This window comes from Candidatus Arsenophonus triatominarum, assembly GCF_001640365.1.
In the GTDB taxonomy this organism is placed as follows: Bacteria; Pseudomonadota; Gammaproteobacteria; order Enterobacterales; family Enterobacteriaceae; genus Arsenophonus; species Arsenophonus triatominarum.
This window is the reverse complement of the sequence record NZ_LWMI01000016.1, coordinates 487,205-512,529: the sequence shown is the minus strand read 5'-3', so window position 1 is coordinate 512,529 and position 25,325 is coordinate 487,205. Positions and strand designations below refer to the sequence as shown.

General features: G+C 38.8%; 18 protein-coding genes and 12 pseudogenes. 18 read left to right on the top strand and 12 right to left on the bottom strand.

Translation table 11 applies throughout. The features are described 5' to 3' along the window. Positions 1 to 5: 5 nt before the first annotated feature. The 5 genes and pseudogenes from aceE to AYJ55_RS36220 all read right to left on the bottom strand — a co-directional run bounded on the left by aceE (position 6) and on the right by AYJ55_RS36220 (position 5,900). The gene (gene aceE, locus AYJ55_RS16900) at positions 6 to 2,669 is read right to left on the bottom strand and encodes a pyruvate dehydrogenase (acetyl-transferring), homodimeric type (RefSeq protein ID WP_063657354.1); all 2,664 of its coding nucleotides are present in this window, start codon (positions 2,667 to 2,669) and stop codon (positions 6 to 8) included. Positions 2,670 to 2,835: 166 nt separating this feature from the next. Then, positions 2,836 to 3,545: pseudogene (pdhR, locus tag AYJ55_RS16895) on the bottom strand (pyruvate dehydrogenase complex transcriptional repressor PdhR). A 500-nt stretch (positions 3,546 to 4,045) separates the two neighbouring features. Then, positions 4,046 to 4,667: pseudogene (gene nadC, locus AYJ55_RS29485) on the bottom strand (carboxylating nicotinate-nucleotide diphosphorylase); the annotation flags it as partial. A gap of 31 nt (positions 4,668 to 4,698) precedes the next feature. Then, on the bottom strand, positions 4,699 to 5,526 hold the full coding sequence (locus AYJ55_RS16880) for an IS256 family transposase (RefSeq protein ID WP_425393812.1): 828 nt from the start codon (positions 5,524 to 5,526) through the stop codon (positions 4,699 to 4,701). A gap of 26 nt (positions 5,527 to 5,552) precedes the next feature. Continuing rightward, positions 5,553 to 5,900 carry a transposase gene (locus tag AYJ55_RS36220; RefSeq protein ID WP_425393811.1) on the bottom strand — a complete coding sequence of 116 codons (348 nt, stop codon included), beginning with the start codon at positions 5,898 to 5,900 and terminating at the stop codon, positions 5,553 to 5,555. 174 nt (positions 5,901 to 6,074) lie between these two features. Between AYJ55_RS36220 and AYJ55_RS33460 the strand changes: the two are divergent. The 5 genes and pseudogenes from AYJ55_RS33460 to AYJ55_RS34745 form a co-directional block, all read left to right on the top strand. Then, positions 6,075 to 6,242 (top strand): annotated as a pseudogene (locus tag AYJ55_RS33460) (IS91 family transposase); the annotation flags it as partial. A gap of 89 nt (positions 6,243 to 6,331) precedes the next feature. Next, positions 6,332 to 7,115 (top strand): annotated as a pseudogene (locus tag AYJ55_RS16870) (transposase); the annotation flags it as partial. Between the two features lie 171 nt (positions 7,116 to 7,286). Beyond that, a pseudogene (locus tag AYJ55_RS36215) lies at positions 7,287 to 7,403 on the top strand (hypothetical protein); the annotation flags it as partial. A 9-nt stretch (positions 7,404 to 7,412) separates the two neighbouring features. Next, on the top strand, positions 7,413 to 7,676 hold the full coding sequence (locus AYJ55_RS34750; protein ID WP_063657349.1) for an IS91 family transposase: 264 nt from the start codon (positions 7,413 to 7,415) through the stop codon (positions 7,674 to 7,676). 92 nt (positions 7,677 to 7,768) lie between these two features. After that, positions 7,769 to 8,287 (top strand): annotated as a pseudogene (locus AYJ55_RS34745) (transposase); the annotation flags it as partial. 181 nt (positions 8,288 to 8,468) lie between these two features. Here the strand turns inward: AYJ55_RS34745 and AYJ55_RS16855 are convergent. From AYJ55_RS16855 to AYJ55_RS30955, 6 genes and pseudogenes are all read right to left on the bottom strand, one after another. Then, a complete protein-coding gene (locus AYJ55_RS16855) occupies positions 8,469 to 8,720 on the bottom strand; it encodes a beta/alpha barrel domain-containing protein (RefSeq protein WP_063657348.1) in 252 nt (83 codons plus the stop codon). Between the two features lie 161 nt (positions 8,721 to 8,881). Further along, positions 8,882 to 9,112: pseudogene (locus AYJ55_RS16850) on the bottom strand (transposase); the annotation flags it as partial. 169 nt (positions 9,113 to 9,281) lie between these two features. After that, positions 9,282 to 9,847: pseudogene (locus AYJ55_RS33450) on the bottom strand (IS982 family transposase); the annotation flags it as partial. 23 nt (positions 9,848 to 9,870) lie between these two features. Further along, positions 9,871 to 10,359, bottom strand: a complete 489-nt coding sequence (locus AYJ55_RS16840; protein ID WP_063653499.1) for an IS630 family transposase — start codon at positions 10,357 to 10,359, stop codon at positions 9,871 to 9,873. Beyond that, complete coding sequence (locus AYJ55_RS16835) at positions 10,328 to 10,693, bottom strand: IS630 transposase-related protein (protein WP_063653415.1); 366 nt, start codon at positions 10,691 to 10,693, stop codon at positions 10,328 to 10,330. Before AYJ55_RS16835 ends, AYJ55_RS16840 begins: the two co-directional genes overlap by 32 nt. A gap of 25 nt (positions 10,694 to 10,718) precedes the next feature. Further along, positions 10,719 to 10,823 (bottom strand): annotated as a pseudogene (locus tag AYJ55_RS30955) (IS982 family transposase); the annotation flags it as partial. A 281-nt stretch (positions 10,824 to 11,104) separates the two neighbouring features. Between AYJ55_RS30955 and AYJ55_RS16830 the strand changes: the two are divergent. Further along, positions 11,105 to 11,443 (top strand): annotated as a pseudogene (locus tag AYJ55_RS16830) (long-chain fatty acid--CoA ligase); the annotation flags it as partial. On the opposite strand, the pseudogene AYJ55_RS36210 reads toward AYJ55_RS16830, so the two are convergent. Next, positions 11,438 to 11,727 (bottom strand): annotated as a pseudogene (locus tag AYJ55_RS36210) (IS701 family transposase); the annotation flags it as partial. The pseudogenes AYJ55_RS16830 and AYJ55_RS36210 sit on opposite strands and share 6 nt — an antisense overlap. Before the next feature lie 299 nt (positions 11,728 to 12,026). On the opposite strand from AYJ55_RS36210, the pseudogene AYJ55_RS33445 reads away from it, so the two are divergent. From AYJ55_RS33445 to murG, 12 genes and pseudogenes are all read left to right on the top strand, one after another. Next, positions 12,027 to 12,271: pseudogene (locus tag AYJ55_RS33445) on the top strand (long-chain fatty acid--CoA ligase); the annotation flags it as partial. 134 nt (positions 12,272 to 12,405) lie between these two features. Continuing rightward, positions 12,406 to 13,413 (top strand): catabolite repressor/activator, encoded by a 1,008-nt coding sequence (cra, locus tag AYJ55_RS16820; RefSeq protein WP_063657343.1) that lies wholly within the window; start codon positions 12,406 to 12,408, stop codon positions 13,411 to 13,413. Positions 13,414 to 14,247: 834 nt separating this feature from the next. Continuing rightward, the gene (gene mraZ, locus AYJ55_RS16815; RefSeq protein ID WP_063657342.1) at positions 14,248 to 14,706 is read left to right on the top strand and encodes a division/cell wall cluster transcriptional repressor MraZ; all 459 of its coding nucleotides are present in this window, start codon (positions 14,248 to 14,250) and stop codon (positions 14,704 to 14,706) included. 1 nt (position 14,707) lies between these two features. Next, a complete protein-coding gene (gene rsmH / locus AYJ55_RS16810; protein ID WP_063657341.1) occupies positions 14,708 to 15,661 on the top strand; it encodes a 16S rRNA (cytosine(1402)-N(4))-methyltransferase RsmH in 954 nt (317 codons plus the stop codon). 2 nt (positions 15,662 to 15,663) lie between these two features. Beyond that, positions 15,664 to 15,981, top strand: coding sequence for a cell division protein FtsL (ftsL, locus tag AYJ55_RS16805; RefSeq protein WP_074168118.1), 318 nt, complete (start codon positions 15,664 to 15,666; stop codon positions 15,979 to 15,981). Between the two features lie 22 nt (positions 15,982 to 16,003). After that, complete coding sequence (ftsI, locus tag AYJ55_RS16800) at positions 16,004 to 17,773, top strand: peptidoglycan glycosyltransferase FtsI (protein ID WP_063657339.1); 1,770 nt, start codon at positions 16,004 to 16,006, stop codon at positions 17,771 to 17,773. Further along, positions 17,760 to 19,247 (top strand): UDP-N-acetylmuramoyl-L-alanyl-D-glutamate--2,6-diaminopimelate ligase, encoded by a 1,488-nt coding sequence (gene murE, locus AYJ55_RS16795; protein WP_063657338.1) that lies wholly within the window; start codon positions 17,760 to 17,762, stop codon positions 19,245 to 19,247. The genes ftsI and murE overlap by 14 nt, the downstream gene beginning before the upstream one ends. Then, positions 19,244 to 20,626 carry a UDP-N-acetylmuramoyl-tripeptide--D-alanyl-D-alanine ligase gene (gene murF / locus AYJ55_RS16790; RefSeq protein WP_063657337.1) on the top strand — a complete coding sequence of 461 codons (1,383 nt, stop codon included), beginning with the start codon at positions 19,244 to 19,246 and terminating at the stop codon, positions 20,624 to 20,626. The genes murE and murF overlap by 4 nt, the downstream gene beginning before the upstream one ends. Beyond that, the gene (gene mraY / locus AYJ55_RS16785) at positions 20,620 to 21,702 is read left to right on the top strand and encodes a phospho-N-acetylmuramoyl-pentapeptide-transferase (RefSeq protein ID WP_063657336.1); all 1,083 of its coding nucleotides are present in this window, start codon (positions 20,620 to 20,622) and stop codon (positions 21,700 to 21,702) included. Before murF ends, mraY begins: the two co-directional genes overlap by 7 nt. Positions 21,703 to 21,704: 2 nt before the next feature. Beyond that, positions 21,705 to 23,018 (top strand): UDP-N-acetylmuramoyl-L-alanine--D-glutamate ligase, encoded by a 1,314-nt coding sequence (murD, locus tag AYJ55_RS16780; protein WP_063657335.1) that lies wholly within the window; start codon positions 21,705 to 21,707, stop codon positions 23,016 to 23,018. Further along, the gene (gene ftsW / locus AYJ55_RS16775; protein WP_063657334.1) at positions 23,015 to 24,205 is read left to right on the top strand and encodes a cell division protein FtsW; all 1,191 of its coding nucleotides are present in this window, start codon (positions 23,015 to 23,017) and stop codon (positions 24,203 to 24,205) included. Before murD ends, ftsW begins: the two co-directional genes overlap by 4 nt. Beyond that, positions 24,202 to 25,269 (top strand): undecaprenyldiphospho-muramoylpentapeptide beta-N-acetylglucosaminyltransferase, encoded by a 1,068-nt coding sequence (gene murG / locus AYJ55_RS16770; protein WP_063657333.1) that lies wholly within the window; start codon positions 24,202 to 24,204, stop codon positions 25,267 to 25,269. The genes ftsW and murG overlap by 4 nt, the downstream gene beginning before the upstream one ends. Positions 25,270 to 25,325 lie beyond the last annotated feature (56 nt).

Sequence of the window (25,325 nt, the reverse complement as noted above, 5' to 3'; positions counted from 1 at the left end):
ACCTCTTATGCCAAACGCGGGTTAATTTTTTCTGGGTTGATGTTGTATTTTTTGATGGCTTCATTCACCAATTTTACATCCATTTCACCACGTTTCGCTAATTCACCCAACGCTGCTGCTACCACATAGGAAGTATCAACCTCAAAATGATGACGGAGGTTTTCACGGCTATCTGAACGACCAAAACCATCAGTACCCAAAACACGATAATCACTTGCAGGAATGTAGGAACGAATTTGTTCCGCAAATAATTTCATATAATCTGTTGATGCAACTGCAGGAGCATCATTCATGATTTGAGCAACATAAGGTACACGAGGTTTATCAGATGGATGTAACATATTCCAACGCTCACAATCCTGTCCTTCACGAGCTAATTCGGTAAATGACGTTACACTATAAACATCGGAAGCAATACCATACTCACTAGACAAAATTTTTGCAGCTTCGCGAACATGACGCATCATTGAACCCGATCCCAACAATTGAATTTTGCCTTTTTCGCCTTTTAGTGACTCAAGTTTATAGATACCTTTACGAATACCTTCCTCAACACCAGTAGGCATCGCTGGCATATGATAATTTTCGTTCAAGGTAGTAATATAGTAGTAAACATTTTCTTGTTTCTCACCATACATACGAACTAAACCATCATGCATAATAACAGCAACTTCATAAGCATAAGCTGGATCATAAGAGATACAGTTAGGTATGGTTAATGACTGGATATGGCTATGCCCATCTTCATGCTGCAAGCCTTCACCATTCAATGTGGTACGTCCTGAGGTTCCGCCAATTAGGAAGCCACGCGCTTGCTGGTCTCCAGCTGCCCATAACAGATCACCAATACGCTGAAAGCCGAACATGGAATAATAAATATAAAATGGGATCATCGGCAGATTATTTGTGCTATATGATGTAGCAGCAGCTAACCAAGAAGCTCCGGCACCCAATTCGTTGATACCTTCTTGAAAAATTTGACCTTTTTCGTCTTCTTTGTAGTAAGCAACTTGTTCACGATCTTGAGGGGTGTACTGTTGTCCATTTGGATTATAGATCCCAATTTGACGGAATAAACCTTCCATACCAAAAGTACGTGCTTCATCAGCAATAATTGGTACTAGACGATCTTTAATTGAGTTATTTTTTAACATTACATTCAAAGCGCGTACAAATGCGATCGTAGTAGAGATCTCTTTATTTTGCTCTACTAATAATTGGCCAAAATCTTCTAGGCTAGGAATATCCAATTTTTCATCAAATGTAAGATTTCGTGCAGGTAAATATCCACCTAATGCCTGACGACGCTCATGCAGATATTTATATTCGGCTGAATCTTCTTTAAAAGTAATAAAAGGTAATTTTTCTACTTGATCATCCGCTACCGGCACATTAAAGCGATCACGGAAATAACGAACCCCTTCCAGGTTCATTTTTTTCACCTGATGGGCAATATTTTTACCTTCAGCAGTATCGCCCATGCCGTAGCCTTTAACTGTTTGAGCTAAAATGACTGTTGGCTTGCCTTTAGTGTCTTGCGCTTTTTTAAAAGCGGCATAAACTTTTTTCGGATCATGACCACCACGGTTTAACGACCAGATTTCATCATCGGTCATATCCTTGACTAGTGCACTTGTCTCAGGGTAACGATTGAAGAAATGTTCACGAACATAAGCGCCATCTTTAGACTTAAATGTTTGATAATCACCATCCAAAGTTTCATTCATCAACTGAATTAGTTTACCTGAAGTATCCTTACGCAATAATTCATCCCATCGGCCACCCCACAGGACTTTAATGACCTGCCATCCAGCACCGCTAAAGATACCTTCTAATTCATTAACAATCTTACCATTACCAGTAACTGGCCCATCAAGGCGTTGTAAGTTACAGTTGATCACAAAAACCAGGTTATCTAACTTTTCACGAGTCGCAATCGTGATAGCACCTTTAGATTCAGGTTCATCCATTTCACCGTCACCAAGGAAAGCATAAACTGTCTGATCTGCGGTATCCTTTAAACCTCGGTGTTGTAAGTATTTTAAGAATTTTGCTTGATAAATAGCACCTATTGGACCTAATCCCATCGACACCGTAGGAAATTGCCAAAATTCAGGCATCAATTTAGGATGAGGATAAGAGGAAAGACCTTTGACACCAATTTCTTGCCGGAAATTGTCCATTTGCTCTTCAGTGAGACGACCTTCCAAAAATGCGCGTGCATAAATACCAGGTGAAATATGTCCTTGGAAATAAACTAAATCTCCACCATTTTTATTGTTTTTTGCCCGGAAGAAGTGATTAAAACAGACTTCATATAAAGTTGCAGAAGACTGAAAAGAAGCTATATGACCACCTAACTCCAGATCTTTTTTAGAAGCTCGTAAAACTGCCATTACAGCATTCCAACGAATCGCAGAGCGAATACGACGCTCTAAATCCATGTTGCCTGGATAATCAGGCTCATCCTCTACGGAAATAGTGTTGATATAATCACAGTTTCCAGAACCAGCTGCGATATCAACGCCGCCCTTACGTGCTTGTTGTAATACTTGATCTATAAGATACTGAGCACGATCAACACCTTCTTCACGGATGACCGATTCGATCGCCTGTAACCAGTCGCGAGTTTCGATCGGATCCACGTCATTCTTCGACATATCTGACATGGTCTATTCCTTATCTATTATCTGTTTCTAATGTAGTTACTGAGCCATCTTTTGAACATATTTTCTAAACCAGAAAGAAGAACAAAAGATAGTCACTATTGCCGCAACTTTGTCTCTAATAAATCAGAGCGGTAATGCAGACGCAGCAACAAAAAAATCTGCACTACTAAATTAAATTTTGATATTGTTGTATTCGACGTAAAGAACGCTCACGACGTGTATGCTCACGACTGATGTCCAGCAAAATCTCCTTAATAAATGCTAAATGACGATGTGAAGCTTCCTGTGCTTTTTCAGGTTCACATGCGATAATAGCTTCAAAATTTTGTCTAATATTCTGCTCTATACATTGGAACCATACAACGAAGTATATGAAGTAATACCACATTATGAGCCGCTTCAGTAACAACCAGCTGATATTGCAAAACAGCCTCAACTTCAGCATTAACATCCCCACGCTCTTCAATATCCTGAATTTGTAAATGACTGATCTTAATTCGAGCCAGATCCTCATCGGTTCCTCTTAAAGCAGCATAATAAGCAGCAATACCTTCAAGTGCATGACGCGTTTCTAAAAGATCAAATTGTGATTCCATATGCCCAGATAATAACTGGGTAAGCGGATCACTAAAGCTTTGCCATAGATTTGTTTGGACGAACGTCCCCCTCTCCTTGTCGGCAAAGAAGAAAACCTTTTGCTTCAAGCCTCTGAATCGCCTCACGCAAAGAGGGACGGGAAACATTAAATTGCTTAGCCAACTTACGTTCAGGTAGCAATTTTTCTCCCGGGCGCAATATTCCTTCAAGGATTAAATGCTCAAGGCGCTGTTCAATGACATCAGATAATTTAGGTTGGCGAATTTTGCTATAAACCATATCTACAATAGGTCACTTAATTATTTTGCGTAAATACTTATTTAACACTAGCAAAGTCAATTGGTAATACCAATTGACCCTAGATGTACTAAAGTAACAAAGTATTCACTAACTGTCCATAAGAGCTTATATTTAACCTTAAGAAAGTCGCATTTTTTGATAAAAAATTTTAAAAATTAAAAAAATAATAGTTTTAATTTGTTTTTTAGCAACGATGTTAATTTTTGTATACATTATAATTAATCAACTGAAACGTTACTATTTGCCTTTAATTAAATTATTAATCAATATAAATGAATTAACATTCAATATAGCAGTTAAAAACATAACAATTTTTTATAAATAATATTAATGATTTTTAGTGAAAACGATTGATAGAGTTGATATTAAAAATATCCTTAATTTTTTAAAATAGCTAAAATAATTTAATTAATAAAGTTTCTTTTATATCAATGTTGTTGATTGAATAAATAGTTAGAATATTTAGTAGTATTATTCAACTATTCATGAAATCTCATAGAAAGATCTATTGCTGTAATATTTTGAGTTAATGCACCAACAGAAATATAATCTACCCCTGTCTTTGCATACTCTTTTAATGTTTTCAGCGTAATATTGCCCGATACTTCGAGAGCCACTTTTCCCTGAGCAATCATTACCGCTTCTTGCATCATAGAAATAGTAAAATTATCTAACATAACAATATCTGCTTTTGCTTCAACTGCTTCAATCAATTCATTTATATTTTCAACTTCAACCTCGATAGGAACATTTGTATGCGCTAAACGCGCTTTCTTAATTGCTGAAGCAATATTCCCTGCTGCAATAATATGGTTAAATAAGCATCAAATAAACCTAGCCTATGATTAAAACCACCTCCACAAAGTACTGCATATTTGAGCGCGCTCCTTAAACCAGGAATGGTCTTACGCGTATCTAACAATTTTACTTCTGTGCCTTGTAATATCTCAACATAAGTGAGCTGTTTTGGTAACAATACTTGGATAAAGTTTGTAGAAAATAAAGTGCAACCCTTTCAGTAATCAACAGTATATGGGCATCACCTTCGATAGTACAAAGAATCTGGCCAGATTTAATTTTATCGCCATCACGGACCTGCCAGAGGGTGTTCATAATTCTGTGTCAGGGGATTTTATATTTTGATTATACCATCTAGGCGCCCTTTAAAATAGATGGACAATTGAGCAATGGTTAACGCCCAGTTACTAATCGGCATAGTCCATTTGTTGGATACCTGATTGATGCCAATATAGAGTAATTTTAATAAGCTGTTTTCATTAGGAAAAGCCCCTTTGGTTTTAGTTAATGTCCTAAACTGCCGATGAACCGCCTCTACTGCATTGGTCGTATAAATGGGTTTTCTAATGGCTTTAGGGTATCGAAAATAAGCACTGAGCAACTCCCATTTACTTCGCCAGGATTCTAGCACTATCGGGTATTTTTCACCCCATTTCGTTTCCAGTTCATCAAGGGCAAGCTCAGCAGCCGCTTTAGTATCTGCACGATAAACCGGCTTAGCCATAAAGGCTTTTTGGTCTTTACTGGCAATATAACGTAAGCTATTGCGAATTTGATGAACTACGCATAGCTGAACTTCTGTCTGCGGGAAAATACTGGCTATCGCTTCTGGAAACCCTTTTAATCCGTCAACACAAGCGATTAAAATATCTTGTATACCACGGTTATGTAAGTCAGTCAGAACGCTCAGCCAATGATGTGCTCCTTCTGTTTCAGACATATAGAGTCCTAACAATTTCTTATGCCCATCGGTGGTTAGTCCAAGTACTGTGTAGATTGCCTTATTGATATAGTGACCATCATGTTTTATCTTGTAATGAATGGCATCGAGCCAGACAAAAGGATAGAGCGCCTCCAGAGGGCGTTGTTGCCAGGCTTTTAATTCAGGGAGTAAATTTGTCAGTAATATGCGTAATAGCTCCATCTGATATTTCCAGTCCATATAATTCTGCAACATGTTTTTGAATATCACGATAACTCATGTCCTAATGCAAATAACGATAGGATTTTGTTATCAATATCCTCTGATAATTTTGTCTGATTTTTCTTAATGAGCTGAGGCTCAAAAGCACCTGACCTGTCTCTGGGCGTTTTCAGTTCAAATTGACCTGATGTCGATTTAACCGTTTTTCGAGTATAGCCATTTTTACGCGTATCGATTGACGTTGTCGATAGGTAGTGTTCTATTTCTGCCTGCAGGGCAGCTTCGGTCAGCTGTTTTATGAGTGGTGTGAGTATTCCATCCGTACCGAGTAAATTTTTACCTGATTGTAATTGCTTCAACGCTTCATCAAAATTAAATGATTGATTTCTCATATTGTCATACCTCTTTTTTTTGAGTTTAAGATATGACACAGATTTTTGAACACTACCACCTGCCATTTAAGCTGAACAGATTGATCAAGATGGTCGCCTATGGCGACGACTTGTCATTGCTTGTTAGTACTGGTATAATCCGATACTTATTGTCTCAATCTTTTGGTCCCTTTTATGTCACCGCGTTTTAGTCATGTTTTTCAATTTGGTCAACGCTGGCTCAATTGGCTTAATCGCCAGCCCTCTGATAGTGTCCGCACTGTTGTGATGGAAACCATGGTAAAGATTATGGCTTGCGGCACTTCGCTTATGGGGTGGTCAATTTGGCGCTGTCCTGACCCTCAATAAAATAGTTGCTGAATAGAGACTTGCATTTTTTGTCACGCTATAGACAATAAAAAGAGGTTTAACTTAGAAAATAACGGTTTGAAATGATCAACAAAGAGCGGTTGTTACGAGATAATCGTTTATGTAAAGCAATCATTGGATTATCAGTCGAAGAATTGAAAAATTTAGCCGCTGAATTTTCAGCTTGTTATTTGATTTATCGGAAAAAGAATCGAAAAGATCACGAGCGGCAGATGGGTGCAGGGCAGAAAGGATTTATCCCAACCCCATTAGATAAACTGCTTTTTATTTTATTGTATTTAAAATGTTGTCCGACCTATGATTTGCAAGGACTTCTTTTTGGTTTAGATAGAACACGGGTATGTCGCTGGGTAAAAATATTATTGCCGGTTTTAGAGATGACCTTGGGGCGAGAATGTGTTTTGCCCGCTCGTCAAATTCGCTCTGCTGAGGAATTTTTTCGCGCCTTTCCTGGAGTTAAAGACGTCTTTATTGATGGGACAGAGCGACCTGTCCAAAAGCCTAAGAATCTGCGTCGGCGAAAAAAAATGTATTCGGGAAAGAAAAGACAGACCACTCGAAAAGGGCTTATTATGACTGACGAAACGAGGAAAATTGGATTTATCCCCATGATCAAAAATGGGCGCCGTCACGATAAACGCTTACTCGATAAAGTCGATATAATTCGCCATATTCCCCCTGAGGTAACCATCTGGGCCGATACCGGTTTTCAAGGTATAGATAAACAGCATCCTAATACACAAATCCCAAAAAAAGGAACTCGAAAAGCCTGAACAAAAACAAGAAAATAAAATAATCTCGGGCATCCGTATTACGGTTGAACACGCCATCGCGGGTATCAAGCGCCTCGGTTGTATGACCCAAATTTTACGGAATCGTAGACCCTTTATTGATGATACCTTTTTACTCCTTAGTGCCGGTCTTTGGAATTTCCATCTCAGAACAGCCTAAAATTTACTTCAATCACCGAAATACCCTTATTTCACTATTAAGCAACACGCTTAATGTAATTCTGAGAAACGGGTTAAATTTACCTGCAAAAGTCGAAGCTGCCCACATTGTGGCGTCAAAGCTTGCCTACAAAGGATTAACAATACGCTAGCTTGGTTACCCGAAGTTCCTTGGCAGCACATCACTTTTACCATGCCTTGTGAATGTTGGCCTATTATTCGCGCCAACCGTTGGCTTCTCTGTGAAATGAATCGATTAGCCGCTGATGTGATATTAACCATCTGCCGTGACCTCAATATCACCCCGGGCGTTTTCACTGCCATCCATACCTGTGGACGAGACCAAAAATGGCATCCGCATATTCATTTTTCAACCACAGCCGGCGGGGTGACTAAAAAGAATACCTGGCGGGATATCAGCTTTTATCGCGAAAACATTATGACAATGTGGCGATAACGGCATTATTGAAAAAACATTATTACACGCTCACCATTCCCGATGAGCTTAAAGCTGAAGGAAGAAGTAAAGCATGATGGAATCAATTACTTAACACTCACGACAAGCGCGGGTGGAATATTAATCTTTCTGATATTCTTTCCAATATTACCCATGTCACCCTTTATCTCGGATTTTATCTAAAGAAACCCCCTGTCTCGCTCAGTCGCTTAAAATATTATTCCGGCGAAGATAACATCACGTTACGCTATAAGAGCCACCGCACGAAAAAACAGGAAGACCTGGTCATGACATCCGATGAATTTATTACCCTGTTTGCGTCTCATGTGCCAGAAAAATGGTTTCACATGATCCGCTATTACGGCTTTTTAAGTCCATCAGCACGGATGCGAAAAATGTTAACGGAGGTTGTTTATCCTTTAGCCCAGCAAGTTAAAAAACCCGCTAAAAAAGTCACCTGGCGAAACATGTATCAACACGTCTTTAAAGTCGATCCACTTGCTTGTCTCTTATATGGGAAAAAATTACTTTTCGCAGGAATGAATTTTGGATTGAATCGTAAAGAACTTATGGCACGTCACCATGATCTGGCTTGTTTGCGGTGGCGATAAAAACTCACGACAGAGTAGATCTATCCTTTTGTTCAAAATTGATTAATAATTAATCGTTTTTTAACCATCTATTCCGTTCCTTATCTCAACCTTCAACATAATTTTGGCAAAATTTAGAAGAAAATAAAAAGGATTTCATCATGGCGCAGGTTAATGAGTAACCATTTCGGGTATTAATTTCTTATACATCAAGTTGCTGAAATATCTCCTCTACCCAACGCATTCCACAAAATATACCATCTTCCCGGGTAATTATTTTAGCAATAGCCAACTGATTTTTTGTCAGCAATTGTCCACTAATATCACTATCTATATTTATATTTCCACCTAAATCTTTCTGTAATGCGAAAGTAACATTAGCTGGAATATCTTGATGTAAACGTTCTAATAATTGTTCCTTACGTCGCTCAACATCATGAGTGATACACACCATTACAACTCCTTAATATTGACAGTAATAAATTATTGTGAACTTTTACTCCACGGTATTGCATAAATATCTCTAGTAAATTTTTTCATTAACTTACATCAATCCAACATGTTACTACAACCTATAAAATCTAAATAACCTGAGTTCGGGATAAGCATTATCAATTATGCTTGAAGAGATGTTCCTGCCACAGGTATCTTTGGTTTAGATGGAATTAAACAATATGCAACCAGCCCTGCTAATAAATTCACTACAAAGTTAGCAGGAGAGCGGTGCCGCGTATGCTCTATCTGACAAAGATTTTTTAACTCATCAAATACCGTTTCAATGACAGAACGATGACGCAAGATGACTTTGTCGAAACAAGTCTGTTCAACAGGCTTCATTTTCTTCTTGACACGAGTTTCGCACAGGCATATAAAATTCTAGAAATGGCTTAAAAGCAATGGTTAATTTGCAAGTTACTAAAACGTATAAATTTATTTAAATTACAATAATTTGCTTTTAATTTATAAGATTTTGTCTATTTATATATTATGCTGAATTAAACTTAAAAATAGAGCGTTTTTTATTGGTGCGAAACTCGTGCTTGATATTCGTTATAAGGTTAATTCCCATTGTTTTCAGTTGCTGTTTCAGTGAAGCCGATAAATACCCTTTATCCGCATACAAACAACCAGAAAGATTTTTTATCAGCTCAGGTAATGGTTTCCGATCATCTGTGTTTCCTGGTGTAAGTCGAAAACTGAGTATTTCCCCCAAATAATTGATAATTACATGAAGTTTGAAACCAAAGAACCAACCTGTTGAGGTTTTTCCTCGTTCAGCTATCCCATCGAAGACTTTATGCCGGCGGATCCGTAAGTTATCACACACAGCTATCGGAGTAGAATCGGCAACCGACAGACCCGTGCACTTTACTCAAACAGTGCCGTTAAAGCTAAGGCACTGCGCGGAAGTAACTCTACGCAGCGTGAATATGATGGCAAGTTAGGAAATTCCTTCCTGAGATATAAATGGACATAATAGAGATAAAATACCTTGAATTGGCTGAATCGGAGTTGATGAAACAAAACAACCAGTGTCATCATTTCAGCCAATGAAAGCTGAGTAGACCGTCTACGACGCTTATAGCTAGGCGACTTAATTTTGATTACAGCATATGTATTAAAAACAGGTCATCGATAGTGCATCCTGTTTCCATCTTTTTACGTTTAGCTTGAGACCATTTATGTTCTATAGGATTTAAATCTGGTGAATACACAGGCAAATATTCTATCTGGTGTCCTGCGTTTATAATTGCCTGTTCAATATTCTTACCTTTGTGAAAGCTAGCGTTGTCCATAAAAATAACAGAATTTTCAGGAAGTTCTGGGAGCAATATTTTTGTGATCCAAACATAAAAAACATCACGATTAATATTGCAATCAAATAATCCGATAGCAAAAAGGGTTGTTCCCAATAAAGCGCCAATAACATTTGTTCTTCCCTTAGCACCCCAGTTTTTCAGGCCAAAACAACGGTGACCTTTTGGGGAATAGCCGTGAGTTCGTGGAGTGTCATGTGAAAAACCACTTTCATCAATAAAAACAACAGATTTATCTTTTTTTTCATACTGTTGTCTTTTTTGCTGATGTGCCAGCCTGTCGCTTTCGTTGGTTTTTGGATGGAATAGAGTTTTTTTTATAGGTTAATCCCAGCTTTTTAAGGGATTGCCAAATAGTCTTTTTACAAACACCGAATCGCTCTGCCCGTTCCTTTTGGTAAGCATCTGGATACTGTTCCACATCTTTTGCTAAAGCATTTTTATCGAGCTTCCTCTTACGTGGCGTTGAATTTTTTGGCTCTGGTCGTTTAAGCCAACGTACTAAAGACGCTTTTCCAATACGGAATTGTTTCGCAGTTTCTCGAATTGTTAAACCTTCGGCTTTCCTTACAGATATTACTTTACGTCGAAAATCAATTGTATAACTCATAACACACCTTGTAATCAAAATTAAGTCGCCTAGCTATACTACCGTTATTCAGCAAAATTTCATGCATTTTTGGTTCCAAGTCTTTACAAAAATCATCCATCAGGCAATAAAGTTCAGTAAGATTTTCCATCATTGTTTAACAATGCTCTAGGCTTTAACCAGATTGTTAGAGTATTTTAACGAAATATGCGCATTCAACTATTTGAATAGCAAGACTTTCACTTTATCACGAGTTTCGCACAGGCATATAAAATTCCAGAAATGGCTTAAAAGCAATGGTTAATTTGCAAGTTACTAAAACGTATAAATTTGTTTAAATTACAATAAGTTGCTTTTAATTTATAAGATTTTGTCTATTTATATATTATGCTGAATTAAACTTAAAAATAGAGCGTTTTTTTATTGGTGCGAAACTTGTGCCAGGTCAAAGGGCCTATTGTAATGAGGGGCTGTTTTAATAAGCCAACTGAAACAGCACAGGCCTTCACCCAAGATGGTTGGTTCAAAACGGGAGATAGCAGTAAGCTTGATGCAGTCGGAAACTTGTTCATTACCGAATGGTTAAAGGATTTAATGAAAACCTCTAATGGTAAATATATTGCTCCTCAGTTGATTGAAGGGACATTAGGTCAAGATCGTTTTATTGAACATATTGCAGTAATCGCTGATGCACGTAAATTTGTTTCCGCACTAATCGTACCTTGTTTTGATTCACTGGAAGAGTATGCCCATTCAATTAATCACGAGTTTCGCACAACCTATGCCAGCAATAACATCATGTTCATTACCTGAATATTGATAATGGACCATCTCTATTTTTTTACTACGTGTTTTGGCAATCAATGTATCATCGGCAATTAGTACGCAAGGGCTTTTTTTGTCTGATAGAAGGTTGAACTAATCGCCATAGGTCTTTAGGTCGAAAACATCTACTTTTTAGCCATCGACTAATAGTGTCATGAGATAAAGGCGATGGGCTTACCTTTTTCTGATAACGCCAAACCAGAGTATCTTACACTGCTTACTTGTAAGAATAAGCCTGTTGCTCAATAGCAAAATTAATTATGACTTACAAAAAAACCAGCCGATGATGATAAAATCATCAATTTTTGCATTAAAAATAACCTATGTAAGATTAAAAAATAAACTATTTTTGTATTTTTTAGATGTATCTAACTTGTTTTTATTTTAAGCAACTTTATTTCACTATTGAGCAACATGCTTAATGTTTTATAGATATTTTTAATGCATGGATAACCGGACAAAATATGAACACCCTAATTTTTTCTTGTTTTTAAATTTATACTTCTTTTTTGGAGCTTGCGAAACTCGTGTTAATTTGAAATATTGCTGTCGATTGGAGCTATTACGTAATAGTCGTATTGTTGAACTCTTTGATTCACGCCTTAAAGAAATGCAAAAGAATTTTGCTAGTTTTCATCAAGTAAAACGTCTTTCTCTGTTACCTATTCGTTTTTCTATGGAAAATGGTGAATTAACCCCCCCACTTTAAAATTAAGGCGTATGATCATCGCACAACGATATCAGCGTGAAATTGAATCCATGTACCAAGACTAAATTCTAATAGGGTTTTCATGGTGAAAAAAAAGCGAATTTTGCGGTGAAAATATCTCTTCAGCAAGTTAAAATAGAGCAACATTCATTGTCTCAAGTTTTTGAGACTTTTCCTGTTTGTAAAAGGGGTCATCAACGTGAAATTGGATGAAATTGCCCGTCTAGCCGGAGTTTCTCGTACAACCGCCAGTTATGTTATCAATGGTAAAGCTAAACAGTATCGAGTCAGTGATAAGACTGTTGAAAGAGTGATGTCTGTTGTTAAGGAACATAACTATTATCCAAATGCGGTTGCTGCAGGTCTTCGAGCTGGTCGTACCCATTCAATTGGTTTGGTGATCCCAGATTTAGAAAATACCAGTTATACACGGATTGCAAATTATCTTGAGCGTAAGGCACGTCAATGTGGGTATCAGTTACTTATTGCCTGCTCTGAGGATCAACCAGATAACGAAACTCGGTGTATCGAGCACTTACTAAAGCGTCAGGTGGATGCAATCATTGTTTCTACCGCTTTAGCTCCGGAACATCCCTTTTATCAGCGCTGGACTAACCGTTCATTACCCATTATTGCTTTAGATCGCGCATTAGAACAACAGCATTTTATTAGTGTGGTTGGTGATGATTTACAAGATGCCAAAATGTTAGCAACTGAATTACACAAATTTTCGGTTAAAAAAGTTCTCTATTTAGGTGCGCTACCTGAGCTTTCTGTTAGCTTATTACGTGAACAAGGATTCAGAGAATCTTGGCAAGATAATTCACATTCTGTCACTTATTTATATGCGAGTAGTTATGAACGTCATGCTGCTGAAGAAATTTTTGCGCAGTGGTTAAATCATAATGAAATGCCGGAAGCGTTTTTTACAACATCATTTTCTTTGTTACAGGGAGTAACGGACGTGATGTTAAAGCGTAATGGGCAATTAGTAAATGATATTGTGATTGCAACTTTTGGTGATAATGAATTGTTAGATTTTTTTACTTGTCCAGTATTATCGGTTGTTCAACGTCACCAAGCTATTGCTGATAAAGTAATAGAACTGGTATTAGCCAGTTTAAGTGAAAATAATAAGCCAAGCGTTGGTGTAACACGCATCCAGCGTGACCTATGTAGGAGAGGTAGCTTAAGTCGTAAAATTTAACTTAACACGAGTTTCGCACCAATAAAAAAACGCTCTATTTTTAAGTTTAATTCAGCATAATATATAAATAGACAAAATCTTATAAATTAAAAGCAACTTATTGTAATTTAAACAAATTTATACGTTTTAGTAACTTGCAAATTAACCATTGCTTTTAAGCCATTTCTGGAATTTTATATGCCTGTGTGAAACTCGTGCTTAAGTTAAAAAATATTTAATCAAATTTAAAAAAGGCGCTATTAAAATGGCACCTTTTTTAAATTAATAAACGAATAATAATAAATGGTAATAATTCGGATAATTCTTAATAAAATTGTTTCGAATAATAAGATTTACACATAAAATAGTCACGGACTGATTAGAATATTTTTCTATTCAAAGTATAGACTTTGTACGATAAGCGATATAAAAAATTACTGTATATTTATCAGTATGTGCAATATACTGATAAATAATATAAATTTTACGACAAATAATTTTTGGGAAGTTTGATTAATTGTTATTTGTATGGATAAAGTGTTATCTGAAGGTTGATTTAAAATGAAGCATTGGTTGTGTATTTTAGTTTTTATTTCATTTTTTGCGAAATAAACAAGTTTCGACAGTGAATATAAGTATAAAAATTAATTTATTCAATTTTATCATAATGTTAATTGTTTTTAATTTTTTACTCGTCAGAAAACCCACCCAATCATCTTCCAACATTATTCTGTAAATAAAACTAAAGCACTGTGCTGTTGCTTGACAAGATTTTCATACCCTTCGTAAACTCTATAGTAAGTGGGAAATTGTGGTGTAATGTGGTGATTTTTGTAATATAAGGGTTGAAGAGATATGTTTCGTGGCGCAACACTCGTCAATCTCGACAGCAAAGGGCGATTAACCGTGCCTACGCGTTATCGCGGTATGCTGAACGAGGAGTCTGAAGGGCAGATGGTTTTTACTATCGACCTTCATCAGCCATGCCTATTACTTTATACATTACCTGAATGGGAAATTATTGAAAAAAAACTATCACAACTTTCTACTATGAATCCGGCTGAACGTCGTGTTCAGCGTTTATTACTTGGGCATGCCAGTGAATGTCAGATGGATGGTGCAGGTCGTCTTTTGCTCGCCAATACTTTGCGGCAACATGCCGGGCTCAAAAAGGCAGTTATGCTGGTTGGTCAAATTAATAAATTTGAATTATGGGATGAGCAGACTTGGTATCAGCAAGTACAAACAGATATTGAGGCTCAACACAGCACAAATGAACCATTATCAACGCGGTTACAGGATCTATCTCTTTAATATGGCAGACAGTCGGTTTAAACATATCAGTGTGCTTCTTGATGAAGCAGTCAATGGATTGAATATAAAAGCAAATGGCATTTATGTTGACGGTACTTTTGGCAGGGGAGGGCACTCGCAATTAATTCTCTCTCTGTTAGGCAATGAAGGGCGTCTGATAGCGATAGATAGAGATCCGCATGCAGTGGCAGCCGCTGAAAAAATGATCACTGATGACAGATTTTCAATTAAACATGGTTCTTTTTCTCAGTTACAGACATTTATTGCAGAAGAGGAATTAGTTGGCAAGATTGATGGCGTACTGCTTGATTTAGGTGTTTCATCACCGCAATTAGATGCTCCAGAGCGAGGCTTTTCTTTTATGCGTGATGGACCATTAGATATGCGGATGGATCCGACGACAGGTCAATCTGCCGCTGAATGGCTGATGAAAGCGGAAGAATCGGATATAGCCTGGGTATTGAAAACTTATGGTGAAGAACGATTTGCAAAAAGAATTGCAAAAGCGATTGTGGCTCGTAACCATCATTCAGCAGAAGAGCCATTAACACGGACAAAACAACTTGCAGAACTGATAGCACAAGTTAGTCCGTTTAAAGAGAAACATAAGCATCCAGCAACGCGATCGTTCCAGGCAATTCGTATTTATATCAATAGTGAATTGGAAGAAATAGCAAAAGCATTAGAGGGTTCATTGAAGGTATTGGCACCGCAGGGACGGTTGTCCATTATTAGTTTTCATTCATTGGAAGATAGATTGGTTAAGCGTTTTATCCGAGAGCATAGCAGAGGACCAAAAGTCCCTGTCGGATTACCATTAACCGATGTGCAATTAAAAGCAATTGGTAGCCCGATATTGAAAGTGTTAGGCAAAATGAAACCGACAGCAAGAGAAGTTATCGAAAATCCACGAGCAAGAAGCTCAGTTGTACGTTTTGCTGAAATGTTGGAATGATAATGACTGCGGAAAAATATAGCTTAATTAGGATCATTGGTTACGATATTTTTCGGCACGGAGCTGTCCCGTTGATTCTATTGATAGTGATTATCATATCAGCGATTTCAATTGTCACAGTCAGTCATCAAACACGGTTATTAACGGCACAAAAGGATTTGATGACAGAAGAAAAAGAATCTTTAGATATAGAATGGCGCAATTTGATTTTGGAAGAGAACTCATTGGGAAATCATAGTCGAGTTGAACGTCTTTCGGTTGAAAAGCTACAAATGATCTATGTAGATCCGACACAAGAACATATTGTGATTGCAAAATAGTTTTAGTCAATAGGTAAACAACATGAAGCCTGCGCGCTCTGTGAAGTATAGAAGACGGTACGAAGAAAAAGTTAGCTATGTTAGCTGGCGTTTCTTGCTATTGTGTGCGGGCATAGGATTGGCATTAATTGGTCTCATTATTCGTGTTACTTATCTACAAGTTATTAACCCTGAAGAGCTTGTTAGAGAAGGTGATATGCGTTCGCTTCGCGTTCAGAAAGTGACGGCTGCACGGGGCATGATAAGTGATCGTGAGGGGCGTCAGCTAGCAGTAAGTGTTCCGGTGTATGCTATTTGGGCTGATCCGAAAATAATTTACGAAAATGGTGGATTAACCAATGATGAACGTTGGCAAGCATTAGCGGATGAGCTAAGGATCCCGCTCGAGCAAGTGAACCATAAAATTAGTCTTAACCCTAACAGTCGGTTTGCCTATTTAGAGCGCCAAGTGAATCCATCTGTTGGTGAATATATTAGCAAATTAAAAATAGCGGGTATTTATTTGCGTAAAGAGTCGCGTCGCTATTATCCATCTGGTCCAGTAGCCGCTCATTTAATTGGGGTAACAGATATTGATGGACAGGGAATTGAAGGAATTGAAAAAAGTTTTAACTATCTATTAACTGGGGCTCCAGGCGAAAGGATAGTGCGTAAAGATCGTTATGGGCGAGTTATCGAAGATGTTTCTTCCATTGATAGTCAGGTTGCCCACGACTTGGTATTAAGTATTGACGAACGCATACAGTCATTGGTTTATCGTGAATTAACACGCAATGTAATGGAGAATAAAGCCGAGTCGGGTACCGCTATTTTAGTCGATGTTCATACGGGTGAAGTATTGGCGATGGCTAACAGCCCATCCTATAACCCGAATAATCTTGCTGGTACTCCAACTCGAGTGATGCGTAACCGTGCGATCACCGATGTATTTGAACCTGGATCAACAGTTAAACCGATGGTGATTGTCAGTGCATTGAATAATGGAATTGTCAAAGCCAATAGTGTGTTAAATACTCAACCCTATATAATTAGTGGTCATGAAATTAAAGATGTAGCAAGGTATAGTGAGTTATCGATTACAGGTATTTTACAAAAATCAAGTAATGTTGGTGTTTCAAAGTTAGCGTTAGCAATGCCTGCCGATGAACTGGTAGACGTTTATGCTCGTTTCGGTTTGGGTAAACCAACAAATTTAGGATTAATTGGAGAAAGTAGTGGTGTCTTTCCTAATAAAAAAATGCGGTGGTCTGAATTTGAAAGGGCCACCTTTTCTTTTGGTTATGGGCTAATGGTAACGCCATTACAGTTAGCGAGAGTTTATGCAACAATTGGTAGTTTTGGTATTTATCGTCCGCTATCAATTACAAAAGTTGATCCGCCGGTATCCGGAGCTCGTATTTTCCCTGAGGCGATTATGCGGACGGTGGTTCGCATGATGGAAAGTGTTGCATTGCCTGGTGGCGGTGGTGTTAGAGCCGCAGTGAAGGGTTATCGAATAGCGATTAAGACAGGTACAGCAAAAAAAGTTGGTAATGATGGCCATTATATTAATCAATATATTGCTTATACGGCTGGCGTAGCACCGGCAAGTAACCCTCGTTATGCCCTAGTTGTGATTATCAATGAGCCTACTGCGGGGAAATATTACGGTGGTGCTGTTTCTGCACCCGTATTTGGAGCCATTATGGGCGGCGTTTTACGTTTAATGAATATAGAGCCTGATTCATTGACCTCAGATGATAATGAATTAGTAATTAACAAGATAAAAGAGGATACAGGTGGCAGATCGTAATCTACGCGATTTACTTGCACCACTGGGTGTTAACGTGCCAGATAAGGTGTTACGAAAAATGACGGTTGATAGCCGTAAGGTAGCGGCAGGAGACCTATTTTTAGCAATTAAGGGCCATCAAACAGATGGACGACAATATATTTCTCAAGCGATAGCGCAAGGTATCGCCGCAATTATTGCTGAAGCACAAGGCGAGACAGAAGCTGGAACGATTCGATATATGCATGGCGTTCCTGTCATCTATATTAACGATCTGAATAATCAATTATCACTGTTAGCGGGAGAATTTTATCAACATCCAGCTGCAAAATTGCGATTAATCGGTGTAACAGGAACAAATGGTAAAACAACCACTACTCAGCTAATTGCTCAGTGGGCGAAAGGGCTGGGCGAAGTCAGTGCCATAATGGGTACGGTGGGTAACGGAATATTAGGACAAATTGTACCTAGTGAAAATACCACCGGCTCGGCGGTTGATGTTCAGGCTGAATTGCAGTTGTTGGTTGACAAGCAGGCAACGTTAGTGGCGATGGAAGTTTCCTCCCATGGTTTAGTGCAAGGTCGGGTTGCTGCTATTCCTTTTACCGCTGCTGTGTTTACTAATTTAAGTCGTGATCACCTTGATTATCATGGTGATATGCAAAATTATGCAGCGGCAAAATGGTTATTATTTTCAACCCATAAATCTGATAAACAGATTATCAATGTAGATGATGATACCGGTTTGCAGTGGCTTGCAAGATTACCACAGGCATGTGCAGTTTCGATGGAGGATCGCATACCTACCGATTGGCAGGGTGCTTGGGTGCTAGTGGAGCAAGTTGATTATCATGATCGTGGGGCGACCATTCATTTTAATTCGACTTGGGGAAAAAGTTCGCTAGAAAGCCCATTAATGGGGGCTTTTAATGTTAATAATGTCATGCTAGCCATGGCGACACTTTTAATGATCGGTTACCCATTTGATACGGTGATAAAATCATCACATGCCATACAATCGGTTTGTGGACGAATGGAAGTCTTCACCTCACCAGGACGGCCAACGGTTGTTGTCGATTATGCTCATACTCCTGATGCACTCGAAAAAGCATTAATTGCGCTCCGTCTCCATTGTCGTGGCAAACTTTGGTGTGTATTTGGTTGTGGTGGTGATAGAGACAAGGGTAAACGTGCATTAATGGGGAGTGTGGCTGAACAGTATGCTGATATTGTGGTAGTAACCGATGATAATCCACGTAGTGAAGAGCCAAAAGCCATAATTGATGATATTTTAAGCGGTTTTCTTGATGCTGGTCGGGCAATGCCGATTGTTGGGCGAGTGGAAGCGGTCACTAGTGCGATTATGCAGGCAAATACTGATGATGTCATATTAATTGCCGGTAAAGGTCATGAAGATTATCAAATTATTGGTGATCGTCGGCTCGATTATTCCGATCGTTTGACTGTAGCCCTGTTATTGGGGGTGATGGCATGATCCCTATTTCATTGAAGCAATTGGCTACTGTAACACAAGGTGTTTTACAGCAAACAAATGATCAGCAGGCAGCGAGTTTATGGCTGAATGCGGTAACAACCAATAGCCGCCAGCGACCCATTAATGGTTTGTTTATTGCTTTAAAGGGTGAGTATTTTGATGGTCACCATTTTGCTAAAGAGGCTACTGCAGCTGGTGCTACGGCATTATTAGTTGAGCAGCCGTTAACTATTCACTGTCCACAAGTTATTGTTAAAGATACGCGTTTAGCCATGGGAAAGTTAGCCGCTTGGGTTCGATCACAAAGCAAAGCTAAGGTTATAGGGCTAACGGGCTCTTCTGGCAAAACTTCGGTTAAAGAGATGGTGGCCGCCATTCTATCACAATGTGGCACAACACTTTTTACTGCAGGTAATTTCAATAATGATATTGGTGTGCCGTTAACGTTATTTCGATTGACGGCAGAGCACCAGTATGCAGTGATTGAAATGGGAGCCAATCATATCGGTGAAATTGCCTATACCACTAATATGGTTAGACCGGATAGTGTATTAGTTAATAATTTATTTGCTGCTCATCTTGAAGGTTTTGGTTCACTAGCGGGTGTTGCTAAGGCAAAGGGCGAGATTTTTCAGGGATTAGCGGAAACAGGAATGGCGGTTATTAATTTGGCTAGCCATGATTGGAAAAATTGGCAATCTTATTTTAAACAACAAGAAACCATTTGGCGTTTTTCTATAGAGAAACAGCAACAGGCTGATTTTTATGCGGAAAATGTTACTACAAAATCAATAGGTAGCGAATTTGAGTTGCATACACCAATCGGTATTGTCTCAATATTATTACCCTTAGCCGGTAAACATAATGTTGCCAATGCATTAGCGGCTAGTGCTTTAGCTATGTCTGTTGGTGCGACGCTTGAGCAAATAAGGTTTGGATTGGCAGCTGTTCAGCCGGTATCAGGTCGTTTATATCCAATTCATTTAGCGCCCGGTAAACTTATTTTAGATGACACATACAATGCCAATACCGGTTCTATGATTGCTGCTGCTGATGTTTTATCTCAAATGCCTGGATACCGTATTTGGGTTGTCGGTGATATGGGTGAATTAGGCGATCAGACCGAAAAATGGCATCAAGAAGTCGGCTTGGTGACTCAGCAAATGAAGCTTGACCGAGTGTTAAGTATTGGTCAACAAAGTGTCGTTATTAGTCAACAGAGTGGTTGCGGTGAGCATTTTGCTTCTAAAAAAGAGTTAATTGCAAAACTGATCCCATTAATAAAAGAACACGAAACCGTATCAGTTTTAGTTAAAGGTTCGCGCAGTATAGAAATGGAAGAAGTTGTACACGCCTTACAGGAGTGCTTTTTATGTTAGTCTGGTTAGCCGAATATTTAGTTAAATATTTTTCTGGCTTTAATCTTTTCTCCTATTTGACATTTCGGGCTATTACCAGTTTGTTAACGGCTTTAGTGATTGCGCTATGGATGGGACCCCATTTGATTTCCTATTTGCAAAAATTACAAATAGGTCAGATTGTGCGTGATGAAGGTCCCGAATCGCATTTTAGCAAACGTGGCACACCTACCATGGGCGGTGTGTTGATTTTATCCTCTATTGTGATTTCAGTCATGCTATGGGCGCGGTTAAATAATCCATATGTTTGGTGCGTATTAGCCGTTTTATTGGGATATGGTGTTATTGGCTTTATTGATGATTATCGTAAAGTGGTACGTAAAAACTCTAGAGGGTTGATTGCTCGTTGGAAATATTTCTGGCAATCCGTATTGGCTTTGGGAGTAGCATTTGCTCTATATAGCACAGGTAAAGATACGGCAGTCACTCAATTGGTTGTACCATTTTTTAAAGATGTCATACCACAACTTGGTCTGTTTTATATTTTACTGACTTATTTTGTCATTGTTGGCACAAGTAATGCGGTTAATTTAACTGATGGATTAGACGGTTTAGCGATTATGCCAACCGTTTTTATTTCGGCAGGTTTTGCATTAGTGGCTTGGGCAACGGGTAATTTCAATTTTGCCAACTATTTAAAAATTCCTTATATCAGCCACGCAGGTGAATTAGTCGTGGTTTGTACGGCAATTGTTGGTGCCGGTTTGGGATTTTTATGGTTTAACACCTATCCTGCGCAAGTTTTCATGGGCGATGTTGGCTCATTGGCATTAGGTGGTGCATTGGGAACTATTGCGGTTTTATTACGGCAAGAATTTTTATTATTGATTATGGGCGGAATGTTTGTCGTTGAAACCTTATCGGTAATTTTACAAGTTGGATCATTTAAACTGCGTGGTCAACGCATTTTCCGGATGGCGCCGATCCACCATCATTACGAATTAAAAGGATGGCCTGAACCTCGAGTCATTGTGCGTTTTTGGATCATCTCATTAATGCTGGTACTGATTGGATTGGTAACATTAAAGGTACGTTAATAATGGCTAATTATCAGGGTAAAAAAGTGGTCATCATCGGGTTAGGTCAGACAGGTCTATTTTGTATCGACTTTTTTCTCTCTCGTCAGGTTGTGCCACGCGTAATTGATACCCGAATAACACCGCCAGGTAAGGATAAATTGCCGGCGGAAGTCGCCTGCCACTGTGGTAGTTGGAATAGTGAATGGTTGATGGCAGCTGATTTGATCGTTGCAAGCCCCGGTATTTCGCTTGCTACCCCAGAATTAAAAAAAGCCGCAGATAAAGGTATTGAAATTATTGGTGATATTGAACTTTTTTGTCGTGAAATAGATAAACCGATAGTTGCTATCACCGGTTCTAATGGTAAGAGTACGGTTACAGCATTAGTTGGCGAAATGGCAAAAGCAGCTAATTGGAAAGTGGCAGTTGGTGGCAATATTGGAACGCCGGTGTTGACATTATTAGCAAAAGATTATGATTTGTATGTATTAGAGCTTTCTAGTTTTCAGCTTGAAACAACATCAAGTTTAAAGGCTACGGTAGCAACCGTATTAAATGTGACAGAAGATCATATGGATCGGTATCCGACAGGCGTTGAACAGTACCGTGCGGCTAAGTTACGAATTTATGCTGGCGCTAAAGTTTGTATTATTAATGAACAAGAACCACAAACTTGGCCATTATTAGGCCGTGATGCACGTTGTATCAGTTTTGGCATTAATAGCGGGGATTACCAATTAAATACACGTTGCCAAGAACTACAAATAAAAGGGCAGCCGATTATTAATACCGCTGAAATAAGGTTAGTTGGGCAGCATAACTATCTTAATGGCGCGGCTGCCCTGGCTTTAGCGGATGCGGTGAATATTCCAAGGAAAGCAAGTTTAACGGCATTAACTCAATATGCAGGCTTGCCTCATCGTTGCCAATTAGTTCATCAGCATCAAGGTATTCAATGGGTTAATGATTCTAAAGCAACGAATGTTGGCAGCACAGAAGCAGCTTTAAAAGGTTTACAAGTAGCTGGAACGCTTTATTTATTATTGGGTGGGGAAGGAAAGTCAGCAGATTTTTCACCTTTAAAACCCTATATCTCAGCAAAAAACATTAAATTGTGTTGTTTTGGCCGTGATGGTTATCAATTGGCACAATTAAAACCTAATAGCTTGTTACTAGATACAATGGAGCAATGTCTGCGCGCCATCGCACCAGAATTGAAAGCCGGTGATATAGTACTTCTCTCACCTGCTTGTGCTAGCTTCGACCAATTTCGTAACTTTGAACTACGGGGTGATAGGTTTAGCCAATTAGCGAAGGAGTTAGGTCAAGAATGATATTTAACTTCAAACGACTAACAAATTGGACTAACGGTGAGCCGGATAACGATATACTGGATACGATCCTTTATGATCGTACCTTGGTTTGGCTTACATTAGGTCTGGCTATAATTGGTTTTATTATGGTGACATCAGCATCGATGCCAGTTGGGCAGCGTTTAACGCAAGATCCTTTTTTCTTTGCTAAACGCGATGTTATCTATCTTATTTTATCATTTGGTTTAGCTTTATTAGTCTTAAATATTCCAATGGTGTGGTGGGAAAAATATAATTTTTTATTATTGATAACCTCCCTAATACTGTTATTAGTTGTATTGGTTGCCGGAAGCTCAGTTAATGGAGCTTCTCGTTGGATTAATACCGGTATTGTGCGTATACAGCCGGCTGAGATCGCAAAATTAGCCTTGTTTTGCTATGTATCCAGTTATTTAGTCAGAAAAACTGATGAGGTGCGAACGCGGTTTTTGGGCTTTATCAAACCGATGTGCATTTTAATATTAATGGCTATTTTACTGCTATTGCAACCTGATTTAGGTACAGTAATTGTGCTGGTTGTGACAACTTTAGCACTGCTATTCCTTGCCGGTGCTAGATTAGCACCGTTTATTATAGGTATTGTTATTTGTGCGGTAGGTGTTATTGGCTTGATCTATTTTGAACCTTATCGTTTACGTCGAATAACCTCTTTTCTCAATCCATGGGCGGATCCTTTTGGCAGTGGCTATCAATTAACACAATCTTTGATGGCGTTTGGGCGTGGTGAATTATGGGGCCAAGGTTTAGGTAATTCTATCCAAAAATTAGAATATTTGCCTGAAGCACATACTGATTTTATTTTCTCAGTTTTAGCGGAAGAACTAGGTTATATCGGTGTTGTGTTAGTGCTTTTAATGTTATTTTTCGTTGCTTTTCGCAGCATGATGATTGGCAAACGGGCGTTAGATGCAAAGCAACATTTCTCTGGTTATCTAGCCTGTTCAATCGGTATCTGGTTCACTTTCCAAGCGTTGGTTAATGTTGGCGCTGCAGCCGGAATGTTACCAACTAAAGGATTAACACTACCGTTAATTAGCTATGGTGGCTCTAGCTTATTAATTATGTTTATTGCCATTGCTATCTTGTTACGTATCGATTTTGAAACACGCCTTAAGAGAGCACAAGCATTTATAAGGAGAACGAAATGAGCCAACCAAAACGCCTCCTGGTGATGGCAGGCGGTACTGGAGGACATGTTTTTCCCGGACTGGCAGTGGCTAATTATTTAAAGCTACAAGGTTGGGATGTTCGTTGGTTAGGAACTGCTGACCGGATGGAGGCAGATTTAGTTCCTAAGCATGGCATTGAGATTGAATTTATAAACATTTCTGGTTTACGTGGTAAAGGTATCAAAGCATTGCTGGTAGCTCTGTTTAAAATTATTAAAGCAATAAAGCAGGCAAAAATGATTATGCAGCGTTATCAACCTGATGTCGTATTAGGCATGGGAGGATATGTTTCTGGCCCAGGCGGTATTGCTGCCTGGCTATCTAATATTCCAATTGTACTGCATGAGCAAAATGGGGTAGCAGGTTTAACCAATCGGTGGTTAGCTAAAATTGCTAAGCGTGTCTTACAAGCATTTCCAAGTGCATTCCCTAATGCTACGGTAGTCGGAAACCCAGTTCGTGAGGCGGTATTAGCCTTACCTGACCCTGAAGAACGTTTAATTGATCGTGATGGCGCTATTCGAATTTTAGTGATAGGGGGTAGTCAAGGGGCAAGAATTTTAAACCAAACATTACCCGAAGTTGCATCTCAACTAGATGGAAAAGTGACTATTTGGCATCAAGCGGGCAAAGGTGCTCAGCAAATGACGGAAACTTTATATAAAAAGCTATGTGGTAAATCAGATAATTATAAAGTAACTGAATTTATTGATGATATGGCTGAGGCTTATGCTTGGGCTGATATCATCATTTGTCGAGCGGGTGCTTTAACGGTAAGTGAAGTTGCAGCTGCCGGCTTACCAGCAATTTTTGTTCCTTTTCAGCATAAAGATCGGCAACAGTACTGGAATGCGTTACCGTTAGAGAAGGCTGGAGCAGCGAAAATTGTTGAGCAGCCGCAATTTTCAACGGATGCGTTGGTGAATCTATTAAATCAATGGTCGCGTCCGCAGTTATTGAACATGGCAAAAAAAGCACGAGCGACATCGATTACTGACGCAACTAAACGTGTGGCGGCAACCTTAATTGAAGTTGCTAAATGAAACCTATTTTACATTGCAGAATGTTGAAATCAGCGATAGAAATAGTGAAGAGAGTA

What these genes read in the sequence shown, in the direction of transcription:
- AYJ55_RS16835 (WP_063653415.1), bottom strand. Translation starts at nt 10,693, where the DNA reads ATGAGTTATACAATTGATTTTCGACGTAAAGTAATATCTGTAAGGAAA.
- murF (WP_063657337.1), top strand. Translation starts at nt 19,244, where the DNA reads ATGATCCCTATTTCATTGAAGCAATTGGCTACTGTAACACAAGGTGTT.
- ftsL (WP_074168118.1), top strand. Translation starts at nt 15,664, where the DNA reads ATGACTGCGGAAAAATATAGCTTAATTAGGATCATTGGTTACGATATT.
- AYJ55_RS34750 (WP_063657349.1), top strand. Translation starts at nt 7,413, where the DNA reads ATGCCTTGTGAATGTTGGCCTATTATTCGCGCCAACCGTTGGCTTCTC.
- mraZ (WP_063657342.1), top strand. Translation starts at nt 14,248, where the DNA reads ATGTTTCGTGGCGCAACACTCGTCAATCTCGACAGCAAAGGGCGATTA.
- mraY (WP_063657336.1), top strand. Translation starts at nt 20,620, where the DNA reads ATGTTAGTCTGGTTAGCCGAATATTTAGTTAAATATTTTTCTGGCTTT.
- ftsI (WP_063657339.1), top strand. Translation starts at nt 16,004, where the DNA reads ATGAAGCCTGCGCGCTCTGTGAAGTATAGAAGACGGTACGAAGAAAAA.
- AYJ55_RS16880 (WP_425393812.1), bottom strand. Translation starts at nt 5,526, where the DNA reads ATGGACTGGAAATATCAGATGGAGCTATTACGCATATTACTGACAAAT.
- murG (WP_063657333.1), top strand. Translation starts at nt 24,202, where the DNA reads ATGAGCCAACCAAAACGCCTCCTGGTGATGGCAGGCGGTACTGGAGGA.
- AYJ55_RS16855 (WP_063657348.1), bottom strand. Translation starts at nt 8,720, where the DNA reads ATGGTGTGTATCACTCATGATGTTGAGCGACGTAAGGAACAATTATTA.
- murD (WP_063657335.1), top strand. Translation starts at nt 21,705, where the DNA reads ATGGCTAATTATCAGGGTAAAAAAGTGGTCATCATCGGGTTAGGTCAG.
- ftsW (WP_063657334.1), top strand. Translation starts at nt 23,015, where the DNA reads ATGATATTTAACTTCAAACGACTAACAAATTGGACTAACGGTGAGCCG.
- rsmH (WP_063657341.1), top strand. Translation starts at nt 14,708, where the DNA reads ATGGCAGACAGTCGGTTTAAACATATCAGTGTGCTTCTTGATGAAGCA.
- AYJ55_RS36220 (WP_425393811.1), bottom strand. Translation starts at nt 5,900, where the DNA reads ATGAGAAATCAATCATTTAATTTTGATGAAGCGTTGAAGCAATTACAA.
- aceE (WP_063657354.1), bottom strand. Translation starts at nt 2,669, where the DNA reads ATGTCAGATATGTCGAAGAATGACGTGGATCCGATCGAAACTCGCGAC.